This is a genomic window from Gordonia sp. JH63 (genome assembly GCF_009856645.1).
Lineage (GTDB): Bacteria > Actinomycetota > Actinomycetes > Mycobacteriales > Mycobacteriaceae > Gordonia > Gordonia hongkongensis.
The window spans coordinates 891,090-911,232 of record NZ_CP047235.1 but is presented as its reverse complement, the minus strand read 5'-3'; the positions used below and the strand labels follow the sequence as shown (position 1 = coordinate 911,232).

Genomic DNA, 20,143 nt, shown 5'->3' with positions numbered 1-20,143 from the left:
ATCTGCGGTTTCGGCACTTTCGCCGCAGCCGGTTACCGCGGCAAACCGAGAATGCGTTCCGCCGCGGCCGTGCGCAGGATCTGAGTCGTGCCGCCCGCGATCGAGAGGCAGCGGTTCTGCAGGACCGCGTCGGACGCCTCGGTCGCCGCCAGACCCGCGACCCCCAGGAGCCGCAGCGCGAGATCGGGTACCGATTGGCGATGTTCGACGCCGATCAGCTTGCGCACGCTCGACAACGCACCGGGGTCGAGCCCGGCCAGTTGCCTGGTCGCCGCCCGCGCGTCGAGGACCCGGCCGACGTGTGCGTCGGCGAGCTGGGTGCCGAGCGACGCGAGCTCCTCGGCGGTCAGCTCCCGATCCATCGACCGCACCTGCGAGAGCAGCGACTCCATCTCCTTGCCGAGGCCGGTACCGCCCATCGCCACCCGCTCGTTCGCGAGGGTGGTGCGGGCCAGCCGCCAGCCGCCGTTGATCTCGCCGACGACACAGTCGTCCGGCACGACCACACCGTCGAGGAAGACCTCGTTGAAGTTGGCCCGCCCGGACAGCTCGCGCAGCGGCCGGATGTCGATGCCAGGCGAACCCATGTCGACGAGGAAGTAGGTGATGCCCTTGTTCTTCGGCGCCTCGGGATCGGTGCGTGCGAGGCAGATCGCCCACTGTGCGTTGTGCGCCTGCGAGGTCCAGATCTTCTGGCCGTCCAGGCGCCAGCCGGCGTCGACCCGTTCCGCCCGTGTGCGCAACGCGGCCAGGTCCGAGCCGGCCTCGGGTTCGGAGAACAGCTGGCACCACACGATGTCGCCGGCCAGCGTCGGGGCGACGAACCGCTCGCGCTGCGCGTCGGTGCCGTGTTCCAGGATCGTCGGGATCGCCCATGCGCCGATCACCAGGTCGGGCCGCTCGATCCCGGCCACCTCGAGCTCGGTGTCGATCAGCAGCTGCATCGCGGCATCCGCCCCCAGACCGTGCGGCGCCGGCCAGTGCGGGGTCAGGTAGCCGGTCTCGGCGAGGAGACGGCGACGATCATCGGGTTCGGCGTCGGCGATCCTCGCGACGGTGGTGCGGACCTCGTCGCGCCGGTCCTCGACCTGCGAGAGATCCAGACGGAAGCGCCGCCGCGCCCCCGCGAGCCCGAGCCGGGCGAGGGCGGCGGCGTGCGACAACGCGTTCGCGAGCGCCGCCTGCGCGGCGAGTGCGGCGCGCAGATACAGGTGGGCATCGTGCTCGAAGGTGAACCCGATGCCGCCGAGGACCTGGACGCAGTCCTTGGTGTTGGCGACCGGGTCGCGACCGACCACGACGTCGGCCGCCAGCCTGCTGATCTCGAGTTGCTCGAGCGCCGGAGCGAGCCCGTCCCCCGTCCCGGCCGCGAGCACGTCGTCGACCGCGCCGGCGACATCCCACGCGACCGCGGTGACGCGTTCGCTGCGGCACAGCATCTCGGCGCAGATGTGCTTGATCGCCTGGAACGACCCGATCGGCACGCCGAACTGGGTGCGGACCTTCGCGTACTCGACGGCGGTGTCGAGAGCCCACCGGGTGACGCCGCTCTGATAAGCGGCGAGCGCCGCCGACAGCAGGCCCGCGACGAACGTCCCGTCGCCCAGTTCGACGAGGTCCTCGACGGCGACCCCGGACAGTGTCACGTGGCTGACCGACGCGGTTCCGTCGAGCGGGGTCTGCGGCGTGACGTCGGCGACTCCCGCACCCGGCGGGAGGATCCACCAGGACCGTTCCCGATCGTCGGTCCCGAATTCGACCAGCACGGCGCACCCCTCGACGTACCCGCCGACGAGTCCGAGGTCGAGGTCGCCGCCGGACAGTTCGAGGGCCACCCCGGCGTAACTCGTCGCGGGCGTCACCACCGGCACCGACCCGGCCAGCACCTCGCCCAGCAGTCCGGCAGACCGGTCGGTGTCGCCCTGCGGCGAATCCGCACGGCGAACCGCCAGCGCGATCGCTGCGGTCACCGTCGGACCGAGCGGGCCGGGGACGAGATCGGCCCCACACTGCTCGAGCATGGCGGCCACGTCGAGGAAACTCGCGCCGAGACCGTCGGACGCCTCGGGGACCGCGGCGGCGAACACGCCCAGATCGGCGATCTGCGAAAATAGACCGGTCCACTGGTCGCTCGGCTTGTCGAGGTCGGACCGCACGATGTCGGTCACACTGGTGGAGCGCGCCCAGGACGCGATGCTGTCACGGACCGCGATCTGCTCGGAAGACGTGGCGATTGTCACTGGCAATCCCTGTATGTCGAGTTGTGCCGAATAATTAGAACCTGTTCTAATATGCCATGGGTGTACTCGGATCGGGTAGCCACCCACGATCCACCCATTGAGACGTTTGATCACGTGAGGATGTTCGAGAGCACATGGCCCGTTCTGCACCCGGCAACGCCGCGGTCGACGCCCCCAACGGGGCTGCGGCGCCGGCCGCCTCGCCCGAAGCCGGCTCCACCGCGCAGCGCGAACGCCGCCGCCGCATCCTCGACGCCACCCTCGCGCTGGCGTCCAAGGGCGGATACGACGCCGTGCAGATGCGCACCGTCGCCGACAAGGCCGACGTCGCCGTCGGGACGCTGTACCGCTACTTCCCGTCGAAGGTCCACCTTCTCGTCACCGCGCTCGCCCGCGAGTTCGAGCGAGTCGAGTCGAAGGTCGATCGTTCGCAGTTGCGCGGCGACACCGCGATCGACCGCCTCCGTCATGTCCTGGACATGATCACCTTCGCCATGCAGCGCGATCCGCTTCTCACCGAGGCGATGACGCGTGCGTTCATGTTCGCCGACGCGTCGGCGACCGCCGAGGTCGACCAGGTCGCCGGGATCATCGACCGGCTCCTCGCCGGAGCGATCGTCGACGACGGCGAACCCACCGAGGAAGATCTCGCGATCGCGCGCGTCCTCTCCGATGTGTGGATGTCGAACCTGGTGCAGTGGCTGACCCGTCGCGCGTCGGCGACCGACGTCACGAACCGGCTCGAACTCACCGTCCGGCTCCTGCTCAAGGATCGCGTCAAGTAATCGGGTTCTCCCCTCGAACGTGACGTCACAACTGGGTGACGAGCACCTTCTCGACTTGGGAGCGCCAGTCGAACTCGGCTACCTTTGTTACGTCTGAGAATTCTGTTAACAGAAGGGGCTAGTGGTGCGATCCTCCTGGTTGCGACGACTGTGCGTCGTCGGATCTGCCGTTGCGGTCGCGACCGCCGGATGGGCTCCGGCCGCGCTTGCCGAGCCCACCCCCGATCCCGATCGCGCTCGCATAGACACCGTGGTCCACGACTCCGCCCAGCAGTCGACACTCATCGTGTACTCGGCGGCGATGCGCAAACTCATCCCCGTCAACGTGTTGCGCCCCAAGGACACCACCAAGTCGCGCCCCACGCTCTACCTGCTCAACGGCGCCGGCGGCGGCGAGGACTCCGCGACCTGGGCGGCCAAGACCCAGTACGCGAAGTTCTTCTCCGACAAAGAGGTCAACGTCGTCACGCCGATCGGCGGCGCGTTCTCCTATTACACCGACTGGCAGCACGACGATCCGGTACTCGGCCGCAACAAGTGGACGACGTTCCTCACCAAGGAGCTCCCGCCGCTGGTGGACAAGGAATTCGACACCACCAAGGTCAACGCCATCGCCGGGATCTCGATGGCCGGGACATCGGTGCTCAACCTCGCGATCGCCGCACCGAAGCTCTACCGGTCGGCCGCCGCCTACAGCGGATGCGCGCGTACCAGCGACCCGGTGGGACAGGCCTACATCCGGATGGTCGTCGCCGACCGCGGGCAGGGCAACCTGAACAACATGTGGGGACCGGTCAATTCGGCCGGGTGGCGGGACAACGACCCGTACATCCACGCGGACAAGCTGCGCGGCACCAAGGTCTACATGACCAGCGGCACCGGCATGCCCGGACAGTTCGACCGGCTCGAGGCACCGCTGGTCGCCGGCGATCCGCTGACACTGGCCAACCAGATGGTCATCGGCGGCATCATCGAGGCCGCGGTCAACGAGTGCACCAAGCAGATGGTGTCGCGCATGCGGGCGCTCAAGGTGCCGCACGAAGTCACCTTCCGGCCGAGCGGCACCCACTCCTGGGGTTACTGGGAACGCGACCTCGAGACCACCTGGCCGAAGATCGCGGCAGACCTGAGGTGAGCGACGCATCGGACCGCTTGTGGGCCGATGACCTGTCCGTGGGCCAGATCTTCGAGTTCGGCACGCATCACGTCAGCGAAGACGAACTGCTCGACTTCGCCCGCGCATGGGATCCGCAGGACTTCCACGTGGACAAGGCCGTTGCCGAACGCGGCCCCTACGGCGGGCTGATCGCCAGTGGGCTGCACACGATGTCGATCTACCAGAGGCTCAATGTCACCGGCGTGCTGAACAATTGGCGGGTGATCGCGGGCAAGCGACTGGGCGACGTCGAATTCCTGCGTCCCGTCCGCCCCGGCGACACCCTCACCGGGTCGACCGTCATCGACGCGATCGAGTTCGATGACCGTGCCCGCGCTCTGGTCACCTCGTCGGCGGAGCTGCGCAACGGTGACGGAAAACCGGTGATGCGCACCGTCGTCGAAGCCTATGTGCACGCGCGACCCAATCGCGATTGACATCTTCGGTTGCGCTGCCGCGGTTCTCACCGTACGTCTCCGGCTTCCATCACGTTCGAGTCCTCGCGTCACTCGAGAGAGTTGCGCCTGACCAGCCATTGCCACCGGCTCAGCCGCCACACAGCTGCTCCGACGACCGGGACAAGCCACACGACCCCCACCCACGACAGACTGCCTCGTAGGCCGAGATGATGACCGACGACGTCGACGGTCGCGAACATCGACAGGGTGAACCACACCGAGAACAAGACCAGCAATGCGAACGCGATGTAGAACGGCCGGTTGAAGTCAGCGCTGCACGCAGCGTCTCTCGCGCATTCCGACAGTCCGGCCTCGGCGAGCAGCACATGCTCAATGTACGTGTTGACGGCAGCAGTACGGCTGTTTTCGTTGCTGTGGACCGGCCACATCCGCGTGGGCCGACGGTCGGAACGAACCCCTGGCCGTGGGGGGACGAGACACGACGGACGGAGAACCGAATGGAATCCGTACCGCAGATACCGTGACTGGATGAAGACACTGCGATTCGCCTCGATCATCTCGGTGCTGTGCACGGTGGTCATCTTGTCGTTCGTCGTGCCATCACTCGTTCTGTCAGGTGTTGTCGAGGTCTCAGGCGGCTTCGAGTACATGGTGGTGTTCCCGACGCTGATCGGCTTGCTGTGCGCCTTCGTTGCACTGATCGTCGGCGGCGCGTGTGTCTTTCGGGGACGCTCGCGCACGGTGGCGTCGATCCTCACGACCCTCGGCCAGTTGACCACCCTAGCGCTCGGCGCAGCGATCGTCGTGTGGGCGACGAACTTCGGCACGACCGGTTGGGAACTGCTTGCCCTCCCCGCCGCGCTGATCTGCGGGCAGATCCTCGTCGCGGTGGGTCTCTTCGTCTGGCGCCGCGCACCATCGGATGTCGTCTGAGAGTGCTGTGGCGGAACGTGATGAAGGTGTTCCGCCCGCTACGCTCTGCGACGATGGTCCGATGATGCGTTGGGCCCTCGACCACGGAAACCCGCTACCGCCGGGATGGAGCTACCTGCCCCGAGACGAAGAGGACGTGGCGTGGGAGTTGTTCCGTGATCGGTTTCGATCGTTCCGGCCCAGCATCTACCCGACAGACTGGCCCGCAGTTGTCGATCCTGCTCCGTCGGTAACCTTCGACCTGTCTGTCCCGGAGAACTCTCCCGGCGTGTGGAGCGCCCAATTCGATGCGATCAACGCCGAGGCGCAGCGTTGCTTCGTCCACGTGCAGGACGATCCTTACTGGATTGTGCTCGACTGGCAGCATCCCGGCTATCGGCTCAATGCAGCGGCACATGCCGAGACGTTCGACGCAGAGTGGCCGGTGCCGGTGTTCCCGAACGGCGACTACTACATCTTCGCTCGGCCCGACTTCAGCACTGGCACATTCGGACATCCGTGGGAGAAGACGCTGTGCGTGTTCGGTTCCGAGCTGGTTCAGACGTTGGGCCGGACCCTCGCAACATGGCTCCCGCGCAAGCGCGAGAACGGTGACCCGCTGCCGGGGTAGTCGACAGATGCGATCCCGCATGCGACTTCCACGCAGGCATCGTTGAATCGTCTGCGGTGCGATCGATTACACCATCGCTCAACGCAGATTCTTGCGCACCAGCGGTTCTCCGGCTCAGCCGACGCCCGGCACGGGGACCTGCGCGCCGGTGATCGCACTCGAGGCGTCGGAGACCAGGAACGAGATCGTCTGAGCGATCGACTCGGGCGACACCCAGCCCGCCCGCGACGAATCCGGCTGACTAGCGCGGTTGCCCGGGGTGTCGATCACCGACGGCAGAATCGCATTGGCCCGGATGCCGTCGGACTTGTACTCGGCGGCGAGCGCACTGATGAACGCCCACACCGCTGCTTTCGACGTGATGTAGCCCGCCGCACCGGAGAAGGGCGCGAACGCCGCCTTCGCCGACACCCCGACGATCGACCCGCCGCCGGCCTCGATGATCGTCGGAATGGCCGCCGCGGACAGCAGATACAGCGGCCGCAGGTTGAGCCGGAGCAGTCGCTCGAACTCGTCGACCGGCGTCGCGTCGACCCGCTCCCCCATCGCGAACCCGCCCACCAGGTTCACCACCGCGGTGACCGGCGCCGACGCGTCGCTCGCGGCGATCGCCACGACCTCGGCGACCGACGCCTCGTCGAAGAGGTCGGCGTGCACACCGACCAACCGGTCCGATTCCGGGAGGCGTGACAACCCGGCTTCGGTGCGCCCGGGCACCACCACGCGCCATCCGTCGTCGAGCAACGTGCGGGTGACCGCCGACCCCAGGCCGCCCGTCCCGCCCGACACGATCACCGTCTGCGTCATCCCGCCGACCCTACTGGAGGCGGACCCCTGGGTGGAGGCGCACGCGCCTACGATGGTCGTCGATGACCGACGACCGTGTTCCCGAGATCGGAGACGTGCCGCGGGAGCGCGAACCGGGCGGTCGTCGCCCCGACGACGCCGACCGGACGAGCATGTTCGCGTCGTTGCGCATCCCCAACTACCGCCTGTTCTACGCCGGCATGGCCGTCTCGATGACGGGTTCGTGGATGCAGGCAACGGCGCAGGCGTGGCTCGTGCTGACGCTGAGCGGATCGGCGTCCGTCCTGGGACTCATCGTCGCTCTGCAGGCGCTACCGGTTCTGCTCATCGGGCCGTACGCGGGCGTTATCGCCGATCGCGTCGACCGCCGACGCCTGCTCATCGTCCTGCAGTCGATGATGGGGCTGCTGGCCGCGGCGCTCGCCGCCGTCACCCTCACCGGGGTGGTGCAGGTCTGGCACGTCGGCGTGCTGGCGGTGATGCTCGGGCTCGGCCACGCCTTCGAACAGCCGGCGCGACAGGCGTTCATCCATCAGATCGTCGGCAAGGACCTCATCCGCAACGCGGTCACCCTCAACTCGGTCATGGTGAACGCCGCTCGCGCCGTGGGCCCGGCGGTGGCCGGGGTGATCCTGGCCCTCGTCGGTTCCGGTCTGTGCTTCGCGATCAACGCGGTCAGCTTCATCGCCGTGGTCGCGTCGCTGCTTGCGCTCGACTCATCGAAGATCACCGCCGAATCACCGGTTCCGCGCGCCAAAGGCCAGCTGCGCGAGGGTCTTCGATACGTGCGGAGTCGTCCTGTGCTGTGGATCCCGCTCGCCACGATGGCGCTCGTCGGCACCCTGACGTACAACTTCCCGGTCACGCTGCCCGCCGCCGCGGACTTCGTGTTCGACGGCGGGCCGCAAGCCCTCGGTTTCATGACGTCGGCGATGGGAGTGGGTGCGGTCGTCGGCGGACTCGTGGTCGCGGCTCGCGGGAACACCGGACTGCGCCCACTCACGCTGGCGGCCTTCGGCTTCGGGGTCGCCGTCGCGGCGACCGCACTCGCCCCGAACCTCCCGACGGCGATCTGCGCACTCTTCGGGGTCGGCTGGTTGAGTGTCACCTTCATGTCGACGGGAAACGCGACCCTGCAGCTCAATTCCGAACCGCGGATGCGGGGCCGGGTGATGGCGCTGTGGTCGGTGGCGTTCATGGGCTCGACGCCGATCGGTGGTCCGATCGTCGGCGCGATCATCGAGACATTCGGCGCGCGCGTCGGTCTCGCGGTCGGCGCCGTTGCGTGCCTGGGCGCCGGAACACTCGCCTTCCTGGCCGCGCGCCGGAGCGGCGCCGGCGCCTCTTAGACGAGCGGCCGCCCCATCTTGACCCGAAGCCGGACATCGGCCAGCAGGAGCCGGAAACCCAACTGCGACACCCACAGCGGAGTGCGACGCTCTTTCTCCACCAACCGGCCGACGTAGCCGTCGAACCACGCCTGATCCTCGTCGGTCCACTCGACCCGGAGTGCGTCGCGGAACGGCTGCGGCAGATAGCCGATGGTCCGCCGCAGTTTGACCGGACCGTACTTCTCCTGGATGCGTTCCGGCGCGTAACCGAAATTGGCGATGTCGAGGAGGAAGTCCCGGATCTCGTCGCTGATCTCGATGCGCGAGACCTGGTCGTCCCAGTAGGTGGTGAACTCGTCGCGCGTGGCGGGCCACGCCTCGGCCGGCATCTGCAGCGTCGTCCCGCAGACCTTGCCCTGCTGGTAGAACTTCTCGCGATCCGCGCCCTGCAGCGGTCCGTGGACACGCTCGTAGATGTCCTCCCACCCGAAGTAGAGGCACGCCGCGACCCAGAGCTGCAGGTCGGTGTTCATCGCGTTGTACTCCACGGGACTGTTCTCGTCGGAGCGCACCTTCGCGTGCTGGCGGTTGACGGCGTGCCGGTACCGGCGCCGGTCGTCGGCGTTGCCGAGAATCGCGACCGCCAGATACGACGCGGTGGTCCGTGCGCGTTTGACCGGATGTTTGTCGAGCCGCCCGTTCTCGACCTTGCTGTGCGCGACACCGTAGCCGACCGCCGGATTGGCGAGCTGCATGATGACGTTCGTCGTGCTCATCGTCTGCCCCATCGAGAGCAGGGAACGCGCGAAGAAGCTGCTGTCGATGTTGTCCATCTCCACCCGCGACATCCGCTCATCGGATTGCGTCATGACCCCACCCATTCTGATAACGCTTGTTGTCTGATTGCTGTCAGCTTAGCGGGGAGCACGCGGGCCGACAATCCCGGAGCCGAAAGACTCCGCCATACGCCGAACCCCGGCTCACCCGAAGGTGAGCCGGGGCTCGGCGTCGGCGATCCAGCTGTCAGTAGGTGTAGAAACCGTGACCGGTCTTCCGTCCGAGGCGGCCGGCATCGACCATGCGACGCAGCAGCGCCGGCGGCGCGTAGTGGGGTTCGGCGAATTCCGCGTACAGCGACTCCGCGGCGGAGAGCGTCACGTCGAGACCGATGGTGTCGAGCAGGGTCAGCGGACCCATCGGGTAGCCGCAGCCGCCCTTCATCGCGAGGTCGATGTCCTCGGCCGAGGCGTAGCCCGAGTCGAACATCCGGATGGCCTGGCACAGGTACGGGATGAGCAGCGCGTTGACGATGAAGCCGGAGCGGTCACCCGCGCGGACCGCGGTCTTGCCGAGGGTGTCGGTGACGTATGCGCTCACGGCGTCGGCCGTCTCCGGCGCGGTGGTCAGCGTGGAGATGATCTCGACCAGCGGCATCACCGGTACCGGGTTGAAGAAGTGCACGCCGACAACGCGTTCGGGGGTCTTCGTCGCGGTCGCGACCTTGATGATCGGGATCGACGACGTGTTGGTCGCGAGGATGGTGTTCGCGCCGGTCGCCTCGTCGAGGTTCGCGAAGATCTGCCGCTTGAGCTCCTCGATCTCCGGGGCCGCCTCGATCACCAGCTCGCGATCGGCGAGGTCGGCGTAGTCGGTCGTCACCCGCAGACGTCCGAGGGCGGCGTCGGCGTCGTCCTGCGCCAGCTTGTTCTTGCTGACCGCCTTGGCCAGCGACTTCTCCACCCGCGCCCGCGCGGCGTCGGCGAACTCCTGCTTGACCTCCACGATCACGACATCGCTGCCGGCCTTCGCACACACCTCCGCGATGCCCGCTCCCATGGTGCCTCCGCCGATGACGCCGATCTGTTGCACAGTGAACCTCCGAAGTCGAGTGATACGAGACCAAACGGTAGTCGGTCGCCGGATCGGTCATCCGAACGACTCCCGGCACCCCGGGAACATTCGTCCTCGACGTCGCCTCCAAGTACATGAACCGCCCAGAAGCACTCACCCCACTTGGAAGGACATACCAATGAGCACCGAGATCCCCGCCGACGCCGTTCTCATCGACACCGATGGCGACGGAGCCGTCGACGCCGCACTCACCGACGTCGACGGTGACGGCACCACCGACGCCATCCTCGACACCGACGGCGACGGCCAGGCCGACTCCATCGCCTACGACACGAATGCCGACGGCGAGATCGACATCATCGAAGCCGACACCGACGCCGACGGCTACACCGACATCGCCGTCGCCGACACCGACGGCGACGGCACCTTCGACACCGCGGTCGACGACGAAGGCAACGTCGAGGTCGGCGACTTCGGCAGCATCGACGGCGGCGACGCCGTCTGACGTCTGCCGCAACCTGCACCCGACACGAGCCGGCCCGGAGACCCCGGGCCGGCTCTGTTCGTCCGCTCGGATTTGACGATTCGCCGATGTCGTCTCGGCTCGCCCACTAGCGTGTCTCAGATCACGATCGGGGGATGCGATGATGCCTACTCGGTTCGACGCGCGACACACGGCCCGTTCGGGGGTCCGCCGTCGCCATGCCGTCACCTGCCTCCTGGCCGGCGCGACACTTGTCTCGACAATGCTGGTGGCGGCACCGGCCGGCGCGGCCAACCACTATTTCCCCGACATCTCCGAGGTCGCGGTTCCCCAGGCGGACTGCGGACCGGGCTCGCTCCCCGAACCGGGCCTGCAGGGGGACGTCAGCGCCGAGGACCGCCTGTCCGGACGCAGCATGCGCGGCTACCGATGCAACATCACACGGATCGGCGGTGTCCGCGGCGCCGGCGGCGGGATCGTCTCGGCCAACTTCGAGCACTGCAGCTACACCGGCAGCCTGTTCCCCGGAAACAACTGGGTGAACCCGCCGGGCGTACAGGTCATCGACGCATCCGACCCGAGCGCGCCGCGAGTCGTCGGGTCCCTGACGGATCCGGCGATGCGCGGCGGCACGTGGGAGACGCTGAAGGTCAACAAAGAACGCAAGCTCCTGGCCGCGACGTCGGTGCCGTTGCTCTGGGGCGGCGGGTTCTTCGCCGTATACGACATCTCCGACTGCACCCGCCCCAGACTCCTCAACACGGGCCCGGGCACGACGACGCCGTTGCCGTTCACCTCGCACGAGGGCGGCTTCTCCCCCGACGGCCGCACCTACTGGGCGTCCGGGGTGTTCCCCGGGCACCTCAGTGCCATCGACATCGCCGATCCCCGGTCGCCCCGCGTGATCTGGCAGGGGCTCCACTCGTTCCTCGGTCACGGCTTCGGCATGTCGCCAGATGGCAACCGGATGTACCTGTCCAACATGGCGGGTGTGACGGTGCTCGACGTCAGCGACGTCCAGGAGCGACGGCCGCACCCGCAGGTCCCGCACACCGCGGCCTATCTCTGGCCGGACGGCCAGCTGAACCAGCACTCGATCCCGATCACCTACCGGGGCCGGCCCCACATCGTCACCGCCGACGAAGCAGGTTCGGGCGGCGTCAAGATCTTCGACGTGACGCGGGTGAACAAGCCCCGATACACCGCGCAGATCAAACTCGAGATCAATCTCCCCGAGCACCTCGACACCAATCTGCGGTCGTCGACCGGCGGGTCGCTGTTCAGCAGCAATCCGCACTACTGCACGGTCGACCGGGCGACCGATCCCACCGCGCTCGCGTGCGGCTGGGAATCGTCGGGTATCCGGGTCTTCGACATCCGCGACTTCGACCGGATTCGCGAGATCGCCTACTACAACCCGCCGGCCCGCAAGGGCACCACGATCGCGGAGTCGCCCAACTCGCCGCACGTCGTCGGCTCGCTGATGGGCTTGCCCGCCGTCGAATTCCTCAGCCTCGGTATGTCGATCGCGAACGGCAAGGTCCGGTTGAACGAGATGGTCGGTCCACGTAGCGGGATGATCGTCGGCGGTGACATGTCGACGGACTGGTGCATGTCCCCACCCGAGTTCCGCGGAAACGAGCTGCGGGTCACCTGTTCCGACGGCGGCTTCCAGGTGTTGCGGTTGAGTCCCGCGGTGTACACGCCACCGCCGGACCAGAACTCCTCGATCGGATGAGCGCTTCTCGCCTCGGCGTCCCGCTGGTGCGCGCGATGGTCCTCGGCGTGACCGCGGCCCTGCTCGTCACCATGGGTGTCGTCGTCGGGGCGGTGTGGCAGGGACGCGATCACGACTCATCCGCGATGAGCGTGTCCGACATCGGCTTCGCGCAGGACATGTCGGCGCACCACGACCAGGCGATCCTCATGTCGCGGACGATCGGTGCGGTGCCCGGAGTCGCGCCGCAGATCCGCGGCGTCGCCGACCGGATCGTCCACACGCAGACCGCCGAAACCGCCACGATGCGTGGCTGGTTGCTGTGGTTCGACGAACCGGTGACCGCGCCGGAGCCGATGTCCTGGATGTCCGGCGGAGACCCTCACCACGAGGGCACCCATCACGACGAATCCCCTCGGCCGATGCCCGGCATGGCGAGTATCGACGAGATCGGCAGTCTCTCCACCCTGCCACCCGGCGAGGCGGAGATCTTGTTCCTGCAGTTGATGATTCGGCACCACCGTGGCGGGATGTCGATGGCCCAGGCGGCATACAACGACGAGCGGACCGGTTCCGCGACGAAGGACCTCGCGCTCATGATGATCGGCGACCAGGGCGACGAGATCGGTCTGATGACGATGCTGCTCGCGGAACGTGGCGCCGACCCGTTGCCGACCTGATGGCAGGGGCGGCAACGGATCGAACGTCTAGTCCGTCTTCGGATGCAGGATGAACATCTCCCACACCTCTTTCTGGTCCGCGGCCCAGGGGTCGTAGACGAACGGGGCGTGCCGTAGGGCCATCCCCGCCTTGCGCGGCGTCCGGTTGGCCTTGAAACCGTTGCAGGACTTGCACGCCGCGACCTGGTTTCCGAATGTGCTCGGCCCACCCTGCGAGACCGGGACGATGTGGTCGACGGTGTCGGCGGGACCGTCGCAGTAGGCGCAGATCCATTGATCGCGCCGCAGGATGGTCGCGTTCGACGCGTAGGAGTCCATCGTCTTACCGGCGAACGGGCGGTAGGCATCTCGCTTGATCGCCACCACCTTGTGGATCGGCAGGGACAGCGTCGGCGAATGGACGACGCGGACCAGCGGCGTGCCCTCGACGTTCCGCGCGACCTCGGTGGTCAACAGAACCGCGGCGCGACGCCAGGTGACGCGCGCCAGGATCTGCAGTCCGGCGTTGGTGACGAAGATGGTCATGACAGCTCCTCGATGCGTGGGCGAGTGAGTGCGCCGACCACCGAGGTTCATGACCTCAGGAACTGGTGACGCGTGATGTGATCGGTCCCGGCCTTCCGTCGGACTTCAGTCCGCACGGACGGTCGGAGGGGGCCGTCCGCCACTCGCCGGCGAAAGCCTTGTCACCCATCGACATCTGCGTCACCTCCTCTCGTTGGTCTGGCCTGCTCTGTCGCCACGATAACCGCGGTCGATGGACGCTGCCACCGTTTATGTCCGGCGTGTTCGGATGTTCACCCAGTTCACACGGGCTGTTTGCAGGAGTTTTTCACCGCGTGCCGGTCCCGCGGGACAATGTCCGGCGCTATCGTCGGCGGATGCCCACCGAGGAGACCGCCGAGAATCCCCCTCCGCAGCCACCCGTGTCGACCCTCGACGCGTTCGCGTCGGTGGTGCTGGGACTGGTGCACGCGGTGCTGGCGCTGATCACGATCGCCGTCGCGGGTCTGACGGTCTTCGTCACCGACGCGTGCGCCTACGAGGAGTGCGGGAGTCCGGTCTGGACCGAGGTGGCCATCGGGGTGGGCATCGGGTCGGCCGTGGTGCTGGTGGCGGTGTCGGTGACCCTCGTCGTCCGCCGCGTGCGCCGAGGACTCCCGGCCTGGCCGGCCGCTGCGTGGTGCTGCGCCATCCAGCTGGCGATGATCTTCGTGGTACTCGAGATCGGCATCCAGGCCGGGACCCTCGACTGAGTGATCAGAAGATCTCGGGTAGATCTTCCGACACGGTGTTGGGGTAGGTCGCCGGACGCTTCTCCAGGAACGACATGACGCCTTCGTACACGTCACCGGACTGCCCGCGGTAGAAGATCGCCTTCGAGTCGGCGTGGTGGGCATCGAGCGGACTGGGCGCACCGGCCATCCGCCACAACAGCTGTCGGGTCAGCGCCGCCGAGACGGGGGCGCTGTTCGCGGTCATCTCGCGGGCGACGGCGATCGCGGTCTCGAGCACCTGGTCTTTGGGGACCACCTGCTGGATCAGCCCGCGTTCATGGGCTTCGGCGACGGGCACCATCTTCGCGCCGATCGTCCACTGCAGTGCGGTCGGCAACCCGACGAGCCGCGGCAGGAACCAGCTCGACGCGGCTTCGGGCACCAGGCCGCGGGCGGCGAAGACGAACCCGAACTTCGCGTCCTCCGAGGCGATCCGGACGTCGGCGGGCAGCGTCATCGTGACGCCGACGCCGGCCGACGGACCGTTCACCGCCACCACGATCGGCTTGAGCGAGGCGAACATCCGCAGCGTCAACTTCCCGCCCTCGTCCGCCGGAACCTCGTCTGAGTCCACCACTGACGAGGCGTCGAACGTCGACCCGCCCGCCTCGAGATCGGCGCCGGCGCAGAACGCGCGGCCGTTGCCGGTCAGCACGACGGCACGAACGGAGTCGTCGGCGTCGGTCTCGTCGAACGCGGCCCGCAGTTCCTCCCCCATCTGCATGGTGAAGGCGTTGAGCCGGTCGGGTCGATTGAGCCGGAAGATCGCGATCTCCCCATCTCGCTCGACGGTGATGGTGGGCTGGTCCTGTCGGGACTTGCGCCCGACCTCTGATGTATCGCTCGTCACAGATCGATGCTATCGGGCGCTGGGACACTCCGCGTCGGCTGTGTCAATGCGCGGAGCCGCGCACCAGCCGGGCACAACACAACGGCGGCGCCACCCTGTCGGGTGACGCCGCCGCTGGTGTCAGATCAGCTCAGACGGGCTGCGCTCAGCTCGCGTCGGCCTCGCCGGCCTTGGTGAGCTCGACCGGCGCGTCGGGAACCATGCGCGGCTTCTCCGAGCCGGTGAAGACGAACCGGGCGTCGTCGCCGTCGCCCTCGCCGTCCCAGTTCTCGACGTCGACCAGGACGATCTGTCCGGGAGCGATGTCGCCGAACAGGATCTTCTCCGAGAGCTGGTCCTCGATCTCGCGCTGGATGGTGCGACGCAGCGGACGCGCACCCAGCACCGGATCGAAGCCACGCTTGGCCAGCAGGGCCTTCGCGCGGTCGGTGACCTCGAGAGCCATGTCCTTGTTCTTCAATGCACCCTCCACGCGGGTCAGCATGAGATCGACCATCTGGATGATCTCTTCCCGCGTGAGCTGGTGGAACACGACGATGTCGTCGATGCGGTTGAGGAACTCGGGGCGGAAGTGCTTCTTGAGCTCGTCGTTGACCTTCTGCTTCATCCGCTCGTAGTTCGACTGGGTTCCGTCGCTCGACGAGAAGCCCATGCCCACGGCCTTGGAGATGTCCGAGGTACCGAGGTTCGAGGTGAAGATCAGCACGGTGTTCTTGAAGTCGACCGTGCGGCCCTGACCGTCGGTCAGACGACCGTCTTCGAGGACCTGCAGCAGGGTGTTGTAGATCTCCGAGTGGGCCTTCTCGATCTCGTCGAACAGCACCACCGAGAACGGCTTGCGGCGCACCTTCTCGGTGAGCTGCCCGCCCTCTTCGTAGCCGACGTACCCGGGAGGGGCACCGAACAGACGCGACGCGGTGAAGCGGTCGTGGAACTCGCCCATGTCGATCTGGATCAGGGCGTCGTCCTCGCCGAAGAGGAAGTTCGCCAGCGCCTTGGAGAGCTCGGTCTTACCGACACCGGACGGACCGGCGAAGATGAACGAGCCCGACGGCCGCTTCGGATCCTTCAGGCCGGCACGGGTACGACGGATCGCCTTCGAGACCGCCTTGACTGCGTCCTCCTGCCCGATGATCCGCTTGTGCAGCTCCTCCTCCATGCGGAGCAGACGCGTGGTCTCCTCCTCGGTGAGCTTGAACACCGGGATGCCGGTCCAGTTGCCGAGGACCTCGGCGATCTGCTCGTCGTCGACCTCGGCCACGACGTCCATGTCACCGCTGCGCCACTGCTTCTCGCGCTCGGCGCGCTCGGCGACCAGCTGCTTCTCCTTGTCGCGGAGGCTGGCGGCCTTCTCGAAGTCCTGAGCGTCGATCGCGCTTTCTTTCTCCTTGCGCGCATCGGCGATGCGGTCGTCGAACTCACGCAGGTCTGGCGGCGCGGTCATCCGGCGGATGCGCATGCGCGCGCCGGCCTCGTCGATGAGGTCGATCGCCTTGTCCGGCAGGAACCGGTCGTTGATGTAGCGGTCGGCCAGCGTGGCGGCGGCGACCAGCGCGCCGTCGGTGATCGAGACGCGGTGGTGCGACTCGTACCGGTCGCGCAGGCCCTTGAGGATCTCGATGGTGTGCTCGACAGACGGCTCGCCCACCTGCACGGGCTGGAAGCGACGCTCGAGTGCGGCGTCCTTCTCGATGTACTTGCGGTACTCGTCGAGGGTCGTCGCGCCGATGGTCTGCAACTCGCCGCGGGCCAGCTTCGGCTTGAGGATGCTGGCGGCGTCGATGGCGCCCTCGGCGGCACCTGCGCCGACGAGCGTGTGCAACTCGTCGATGAACAGGATGATGTCGCCGCGGGTGTTGATCTCCTTGAGCACCTTCTTGAGGCGTTCCTCGAAGTCACCGCGGTAGCGGCTGCCCGCGACCAGCGAACCGAGGTCGAGGGTGTAGAGCTGCTTGTCCTTGAGGGTCTCGGGGACCTTGCCGTTGACGATGGCCTGAGCCAGGCCCTCGACGACGGCGGTCTTGCCGACGCCGGGCTCACCGATCAGCACCGGGTTGTTCTTGGTGCGGCGGCTGAGCACCTGCATGACCCGCTCGATTTCCTTCTCCCGGCCGATGACCGGGTCGAGCTTGCCCTCGGAGGCCGCGGCGGTCAGGTTACGACCGAACTGGTCGAGGACCAGCGAGGTCGACGGGGTGCCGGACTCGCTGCTGCGACCGCCGGTGCCCGCCTCCTGCGGCTCCTTGCCCTGGTATCCGCTGAGGAGCTGGATGACCTGCTGGCGGACCCGGTTGAGGTCGGCGCCGAGCTTCACCAGCACCTGGGCAGCGACGCCCTCGCCCTCGCGGATCAGGCCGAGCAGGATGTGCTCGGTACCGATGTAGTTGTGGCCGAGCTGCAGGGCCTCGCGCAGCGAGAGCTCCAGCACCTTCTTGGCACGCGGGGTGAACGGGATGTGTCCCGACGGCGCCTGCTGACCCTGGCCGATGATCTCCTCGACCTGGCTGCGAACCCCTTCGAGCGAGATCCCGAGCGACTCGAGCGCCTTGGCCGCCACGCCCTCGCCCTCGTGGATGAGGCCGAGGAGGATGTGCTCGGTACCGATGTAGTTGTGGTTGAGCATGCGCGCTTCTTCTTGGGCCAGAACCACAACCCGACGCGCGCGGTCGGTGAACCGTTCGAACATTGTTCTCCCTCACATTGCTAGCGCCCCGGCCGCCGCGGAGACCACCTCGGAGGTCCCGGAGGACAACCGGTGCGGATAGACGACGACCAGCCTGCTTCCACTCTAGAGGTCGTCTGGGGTGCACCTGCAGTTAACGCCTGCGCAGAGTGCATGGATCCCCCGTTGCGGCGGGGATGTGCCCAGTACAACTGCGCAGGCCGGGGCTGTGTTCCCCGCCGTCTACGCCGAGAGCGAACGGGCCGCCGACGGCCCGGGATGCGCCCCCACCGGGCGCTGGGACCCGCGACGCGGCGCCCGCGTTGTGCCCGACAGCAGCCGGGTATCGCGGAAACCGCCGGCCGACGAGACCACAGGAGGCGAATGGGGACCACCCGGGCCGCTGCCGGGCCTCGGTAGATCTGGCCCTCGCTTGACTGCGACCGTCGCACACCAACGAGCAGCAGGGTGCATCCGGGTACGGCCCGGTACACGGCGAGCACGGCCACGACACGCGGCGGACGCCTATCACACGACACCGACAAGATGTAGGCGCTCAGTTCTGTTGCACGACAACATTTTTGGTATTGACGGCGACCGATGGCCGTGTACACTCGAACGTACATTCGCAGCAACGGTACTCGGGGGAGGTGACCATGTCTGACGAAACCACCACGGCGCAACCACGTGCCGTCGAGCTGGTGGCCGACCTCCACCGCATCCTCGACGAACTACAGACCGTGGACCTGGCGCCGTGCACCGATACCGAGTTGGCCGATCTGGCGGCCGACACCGAGAAAGCGATCGCCCGGCTGACCGTGGCCGGTGACCGGCAGATCGATCAGGTCGAGGCCCGCGACCTCCCCCGCAAGGCAGGCTGCAGGACACTCATGCAGTTCATGACCCACCGGCTGCGGGTGTCCAACCCGGTGCGGCGCCGAATACAGATGGATGCCACCTCCCACCGGACCAGCCTGGGCGGCGACATTCTGGAGCCCGAACACCCCACGCTGGCCGAGGCGTTCGCTGTGGGAGCTGTTGGCTCCGGGCACGTGCAGGCCACCCTGGATGTCCTCGACCGCATCCCGGTAGCCGTCGACCACGACATCAAGGTCGCCGCCGAACGACAGATGGCCGAGATCGCCGTCGACCACACGCCTGCTGACATCACCCAACTCGGTGCCCGGCTGCTCGCTCACCTCGACCCCGACGGCACCCTCGCCGACGATTCGGACCAGAAACGGCGCCGCGGCCTGTGGATCGGCCGGCAACGCGCCGATGGCACCGCCACCATCTCCGGCACCCTAACTCCCGAACTCCACGCCCGGCTGACGATGATGTTCGCCGTCTGGGGCAAACCCGGACTCAACAACCCCGACGACCCACAGTCGCCCTGCGGACCGGCCGGCACCGCCGACCCCGACACCCTGACAGCCGCCGCCGACCGCGACGGCCGCACCCCCGCCCAGACCAATCACGACGCCCTCGACGCCGCACTGGCCGCCAAATTTGCTGACGGCACTCTCGGCACCACGCATCGTGGGCTGCCGATGCAGCTGATCATCAAAGCCGACCTCGCTGATCTGATTCGTGAAGCCGGCCTCGCGACCACCGCCACCGGCACCCTGCTGCCCATCCCGGACCTGATCGCAATGGCCGCCGACATCCAACCGTGGTTGGCGATCTTCAAAGACCACACCACCGTGCCGCTGCACTTCGGTAGGGGGAAACGTCTCGCCACGCGCGAACAACGCCTGGCGTCGTTTGCCCGCCCCGACGGTGAAGTGTGCTCGGCACCCGGGTGTGATCAGCCCGCCACCCACGTCGACATGCATCACGCCCAGAAGGATTGGGCGAAGGGTGGTCTCACTAACATCGACGACCTCGCCCCGGCGTGCCCACGCCACAACCGCATGGTCGGCGACAAGCCCGGGCAGTACACCACCCGCATCGTCCGGTCCGGGCCCGACGAAGGTCGCTGCATGTGGCGGTTGAATGCTGAACCCGGGGCGCCACCCAACCCCGAACGCCTCAACCGTCGACCCGACATACCCAGGCGGTTCGCACAACATCTGAACACCGTGCGCGACGAGATCCACGGACCACCAACCCGGCCCGGCGATCAACCACGCCCAGACGGCCACACCCACGACGACGCACGCCGCTCATGGGCGACGATCAGCCACGTCATCGACGTCCGACCACCCCGACCCGGCCGACGACAGGTCCGCCCCTCCCTCGTCGAAGCACACCTGATGGAGCTACTCGCCACCCACTGAACCGGGTAGAACAACTCACACGGATCCGTCCAAACGGTCCGCCCCATCGGCGATCGGACTAG

General features: G+C 67.4%; 19 protein-coding genes. 11 read left to right on the top strand and 8 right to left on the bottom strand.

The window, feature by feature from the left end:
* Positions 1–32: 32 nt before the first annotated feature.
* Positions 33–2,240, bottom strand: coding sequence for an acyl-CoA dehydrogenase (locus GR168_RS04115; RefSeq protein WP_159370097.1), 2,208 nt, complete (start codon positions 2,238–2,240; stop codon positions 33–35).
* Positions 2,241–2,374: 134 nt separating this feature from the next.
* On the opposite strand from GR168_RS04115, the gene kstR reads away from it, so the two are divergent.
* The 3 genes from kstR to GR168_RS04100 all read left to right on the top strand — a co-directional run bounded on the left by kstR (position 2,375) and on the right by GR168_RS04100 (position 4,618).
* A complete protein-coding gene (kstR, locus tag GR168_RS04110; RefSeq protein WP_065629124.1) occupies positions 2,375–3,025 on the top strand; it encodes a cholesterol catabolism transcriptional regulator KstR in 651 nt (216 codons plus the stop codon).
* 124 nt (positions 3,026–3,149) lie between these two features.
* Positions 3,150–4,160 carry an alpha/beta hydrolase family protein gene (locus GR168_RS04105; RefSeq protein WP_065629288.1) on the top strand — a complete coding sequence of 337 codons (1,011 nt, stop codon included), beginning with the start codon at positions 3,150–3,152 and terminating at the stop codon, positions 4,158–4,160.
* Positions 4,157–4,618, top strand: a complete 462-nt coding sequence (locus GR168_RS04100) for a MaoC/PaaZ C-terminal domain-containing protein (RefSeq protein WP_058251191.1) — start codon at positions 4,157–4,159, stop codon at positions 4,616–4,618. Before GR168_RS04105 ends, GR168_RS04100 begins: the two co-directional genes overlap by 4 nt.
* Positions 4,619–4,686: 68 nt before the next feature.
* Here GR168_RS04100 and GR168_RS04095 read toward each other — a convergent pair whose 3' ends face one another.
* A complete protein-coding gene (locus GR168_RS04095; RefSeq protein WP_139114201.1) occupies positions 4,687–4,965 on the bottom strand; it encodes a hypothetical protein in 279 nt (92 codons plus the stop codon).
* Between the two features lie 163 nt (positions 4,966–5,128).
* On the opposite strand from GR168_RS04095, the gene GR168_RS04090 reads away from it, so the two are divergent.
* Both GR168_RS04090 and GR168_RS04085 read left to right on the top strand, forming a co-directional pair.
* On the top strand, positions 5,129–5,533 hold the full coding sequence (locus GR168_RS04090; protein ID WP_159370096.1) for a hypothetical protein: 405 nt from the start codon (positions 5,129–5,131) through the stop codon (positions 5,531–5,533).
* A 61-nt stretch (positions 5,534–5,594) separates the two neighbouring features.
* The gene (locus GR168_RS04085; RefSeq protein WP_159370095.1) at positions 5,595–6,143 is read left to right on the top strand and encodes a DUF2716 domain-containing protein; all 549 of its coding nucleotides are present in this window, start codon (positions 5,595–5,597) and stop codon (positions 6,141–6,143) included.
* A gap of 114 nt (positions 6,144–6,257) precedes the next feature.
* Here the strand turns inward: GR168_RS04085 and GR168_RS04080 are convergent, their stop codons facing one another.
* Complete coding sequence (locus GR168_RS04080; protein WP_159370094.1) at positions 6,258–6,950, bottom strand: SDR family NAD(P)-dependent oxidoreductase; 693 nt, start codon at positions 6,948–6,950, stop codon at positions 6,258–6,260.
* 62 nt (positions 6,951–7,012) lie between these two features.
* On the opposite strand from GR168_RS04080, the gene GR168_RS04075 reads away from it, so the two are divergent.
* Positions 7,013–8,299 carry an MFS transporter gene (locus GR168_RS04075; protein ID WP_068970480.1) on the top strand — a complete coding sequence of 429 codons (1,287 nt, stop codon included), beginning with the start codon at positions 7,013–7,015 and terminating at the stop codon, positions 8,297–8,299.
* On the opposite strand, the gene GR168_RS04070 is transcribed toward GR168_RS04075, so the two are convergent.
* Positions 8,296–9,162: an oxygenase MpaB family protein gene (locus GR168_RS04070; RefSeq protein WP_068970479.1), complete on the bottom strand. Its 867-nt coding sequence runs from the start codon at positions 9,160–9,162 to the stop codon at positions 8,296–8,298. The two genes, GR168_RS04075 and GR168_RS04070, sit on opposite strands and share 4 nt — an antisense overlap.
* Positions 9,163–9,304: 142 nt before the next feature.
* On the bottom strand, positions 9,305–10,150 hold the full coding sequence (locus GR168_RS04065; protein ID WP_068970478.1) for a 3-hydroxybutyryl-CoA dehydrogenase: 846 nt from the start codon (positions 10,148–10,150) through the stop codon (positions 9,305–9,307).
* 160 nt (positions 10,151–10,310) lie between these two features.
* Here GR168_RS04065 and GR168_RS04060 point away from each other — a divergent pair, with 160 nt between their 5' ends.
* From GR168_RS04060 to GR168_RS04050, 3 genes are all read left to right on the top strand, one after another.
* Positions 10,311–10,637: a hypothetical protein gene (locus GR168_RS04060; protein ID WP_065629118.1), complete on the top strand. Its 327-nt coding sequence runs from the start codon at positions 10,311–10,313 to the stop codon at positions 10,635–10,637.
* A 139-nt stretch (positions 10,638–10,776) separates the two neighbouring features.
* Complete coding sequence (locus GR168_RS04055) at positions 10,777–12,354, top strand: hypothetical protein (protein ID WP_159370093.1); 1,578 nt, start codon at positions 10,777–10,779, stop codon at positions 12,352–12,354.
* Entirely contained in the window at positions 12,351–13,013 is a 663-nt protein-coding gene (locus GR168_RS04050) for a DUF305 domain-containing protein (RefSeq protein ID WP_068970475.1), read from the top strand. The genes GR168_RS04055 and GR168_RS04050 overlap by 4 nt, the downstream gene beginning before the upstream one ends.
* Before the next feature lie 27 nt (positions 13,014–13,040).
* Here the strand turns inward: GR168_RS04050 and GR168_RS04045 are convergent, their stop codons facing one another.
* Complete coding sequence (locus tag GR168_RS04045) at positions 13,041–13,538, bottom strand: HNH endonuclease (RefSeq protein ID WP_058251202.1); 498 nt, start codon at positions 13,536–13,538, stop codon at positions 13,041–13,043.
* Positions 13,539–13,894: 356 nt separating this feature from the next.
* Here GR168_RS04045 and GR168_RS04040 point away from each other — a divergent pair, with 356 nt between their 5' ends.
* The gene (locus GR168_RS04040) at positions 13,895–14,269 is read left to right on the top strand and encodes a hypothetical protein (protein ID WP_058251203.1); all 375 of its coding nucleotides are present in this window, start codon (positions 13,895–13,897) and stop codon (positions 14,267–14,269) included.
* Positions 14,270–14,273: 4 nt separating this feature from the next.
* On the opposite strand, the gene GR168_RS04035 is transcribed toward GR168_RS04040, so the two are convergent.
* Both GR168_RS04035 and GR168_RS04030 read right to left on the bottom strand, forming a co-directional pair.
* Positions 14,274–15,140, bottom strand: coding sequence for an enoyl-CoA hydratase-related protein (locus tag GR168_RS04035; RefSeq protein WP_068970474.1), 867 nt, complete (start codon positions 15,138–15,140; stop codon positions 14,274–14,276).
* 145 nt (positions 15,141–15,285) lie between these two features.
* Positions 15,286–17,826 (bottom strand): ATP-dependent Clp protease ATP-binding subunit, encoded by a 2,541-nt coding sequence (locus GR168_RS04030; RefSeq protein ID WP_058251205.1) that lies wholly within the window; start codon positions 17,824–17,826, stop codon positions 15,286–15,288.
* Positions 17,827–18,458: 632 nt separating this feature from the next.
* Here GR168_RS04030 and GR168_RS04025 point away from each other — a divergent pair.
* Entirely contained in the window at positions 18,459–20,081 is a 1,623-nt protein-coding gene (locus GR168_RS04025; protein WP_159370092.1) for an HNH endonuclease signature motif containing protein, read from the top strand.
* Positions 20,082–20,143 lie beyond the last annotated feature (62 nt).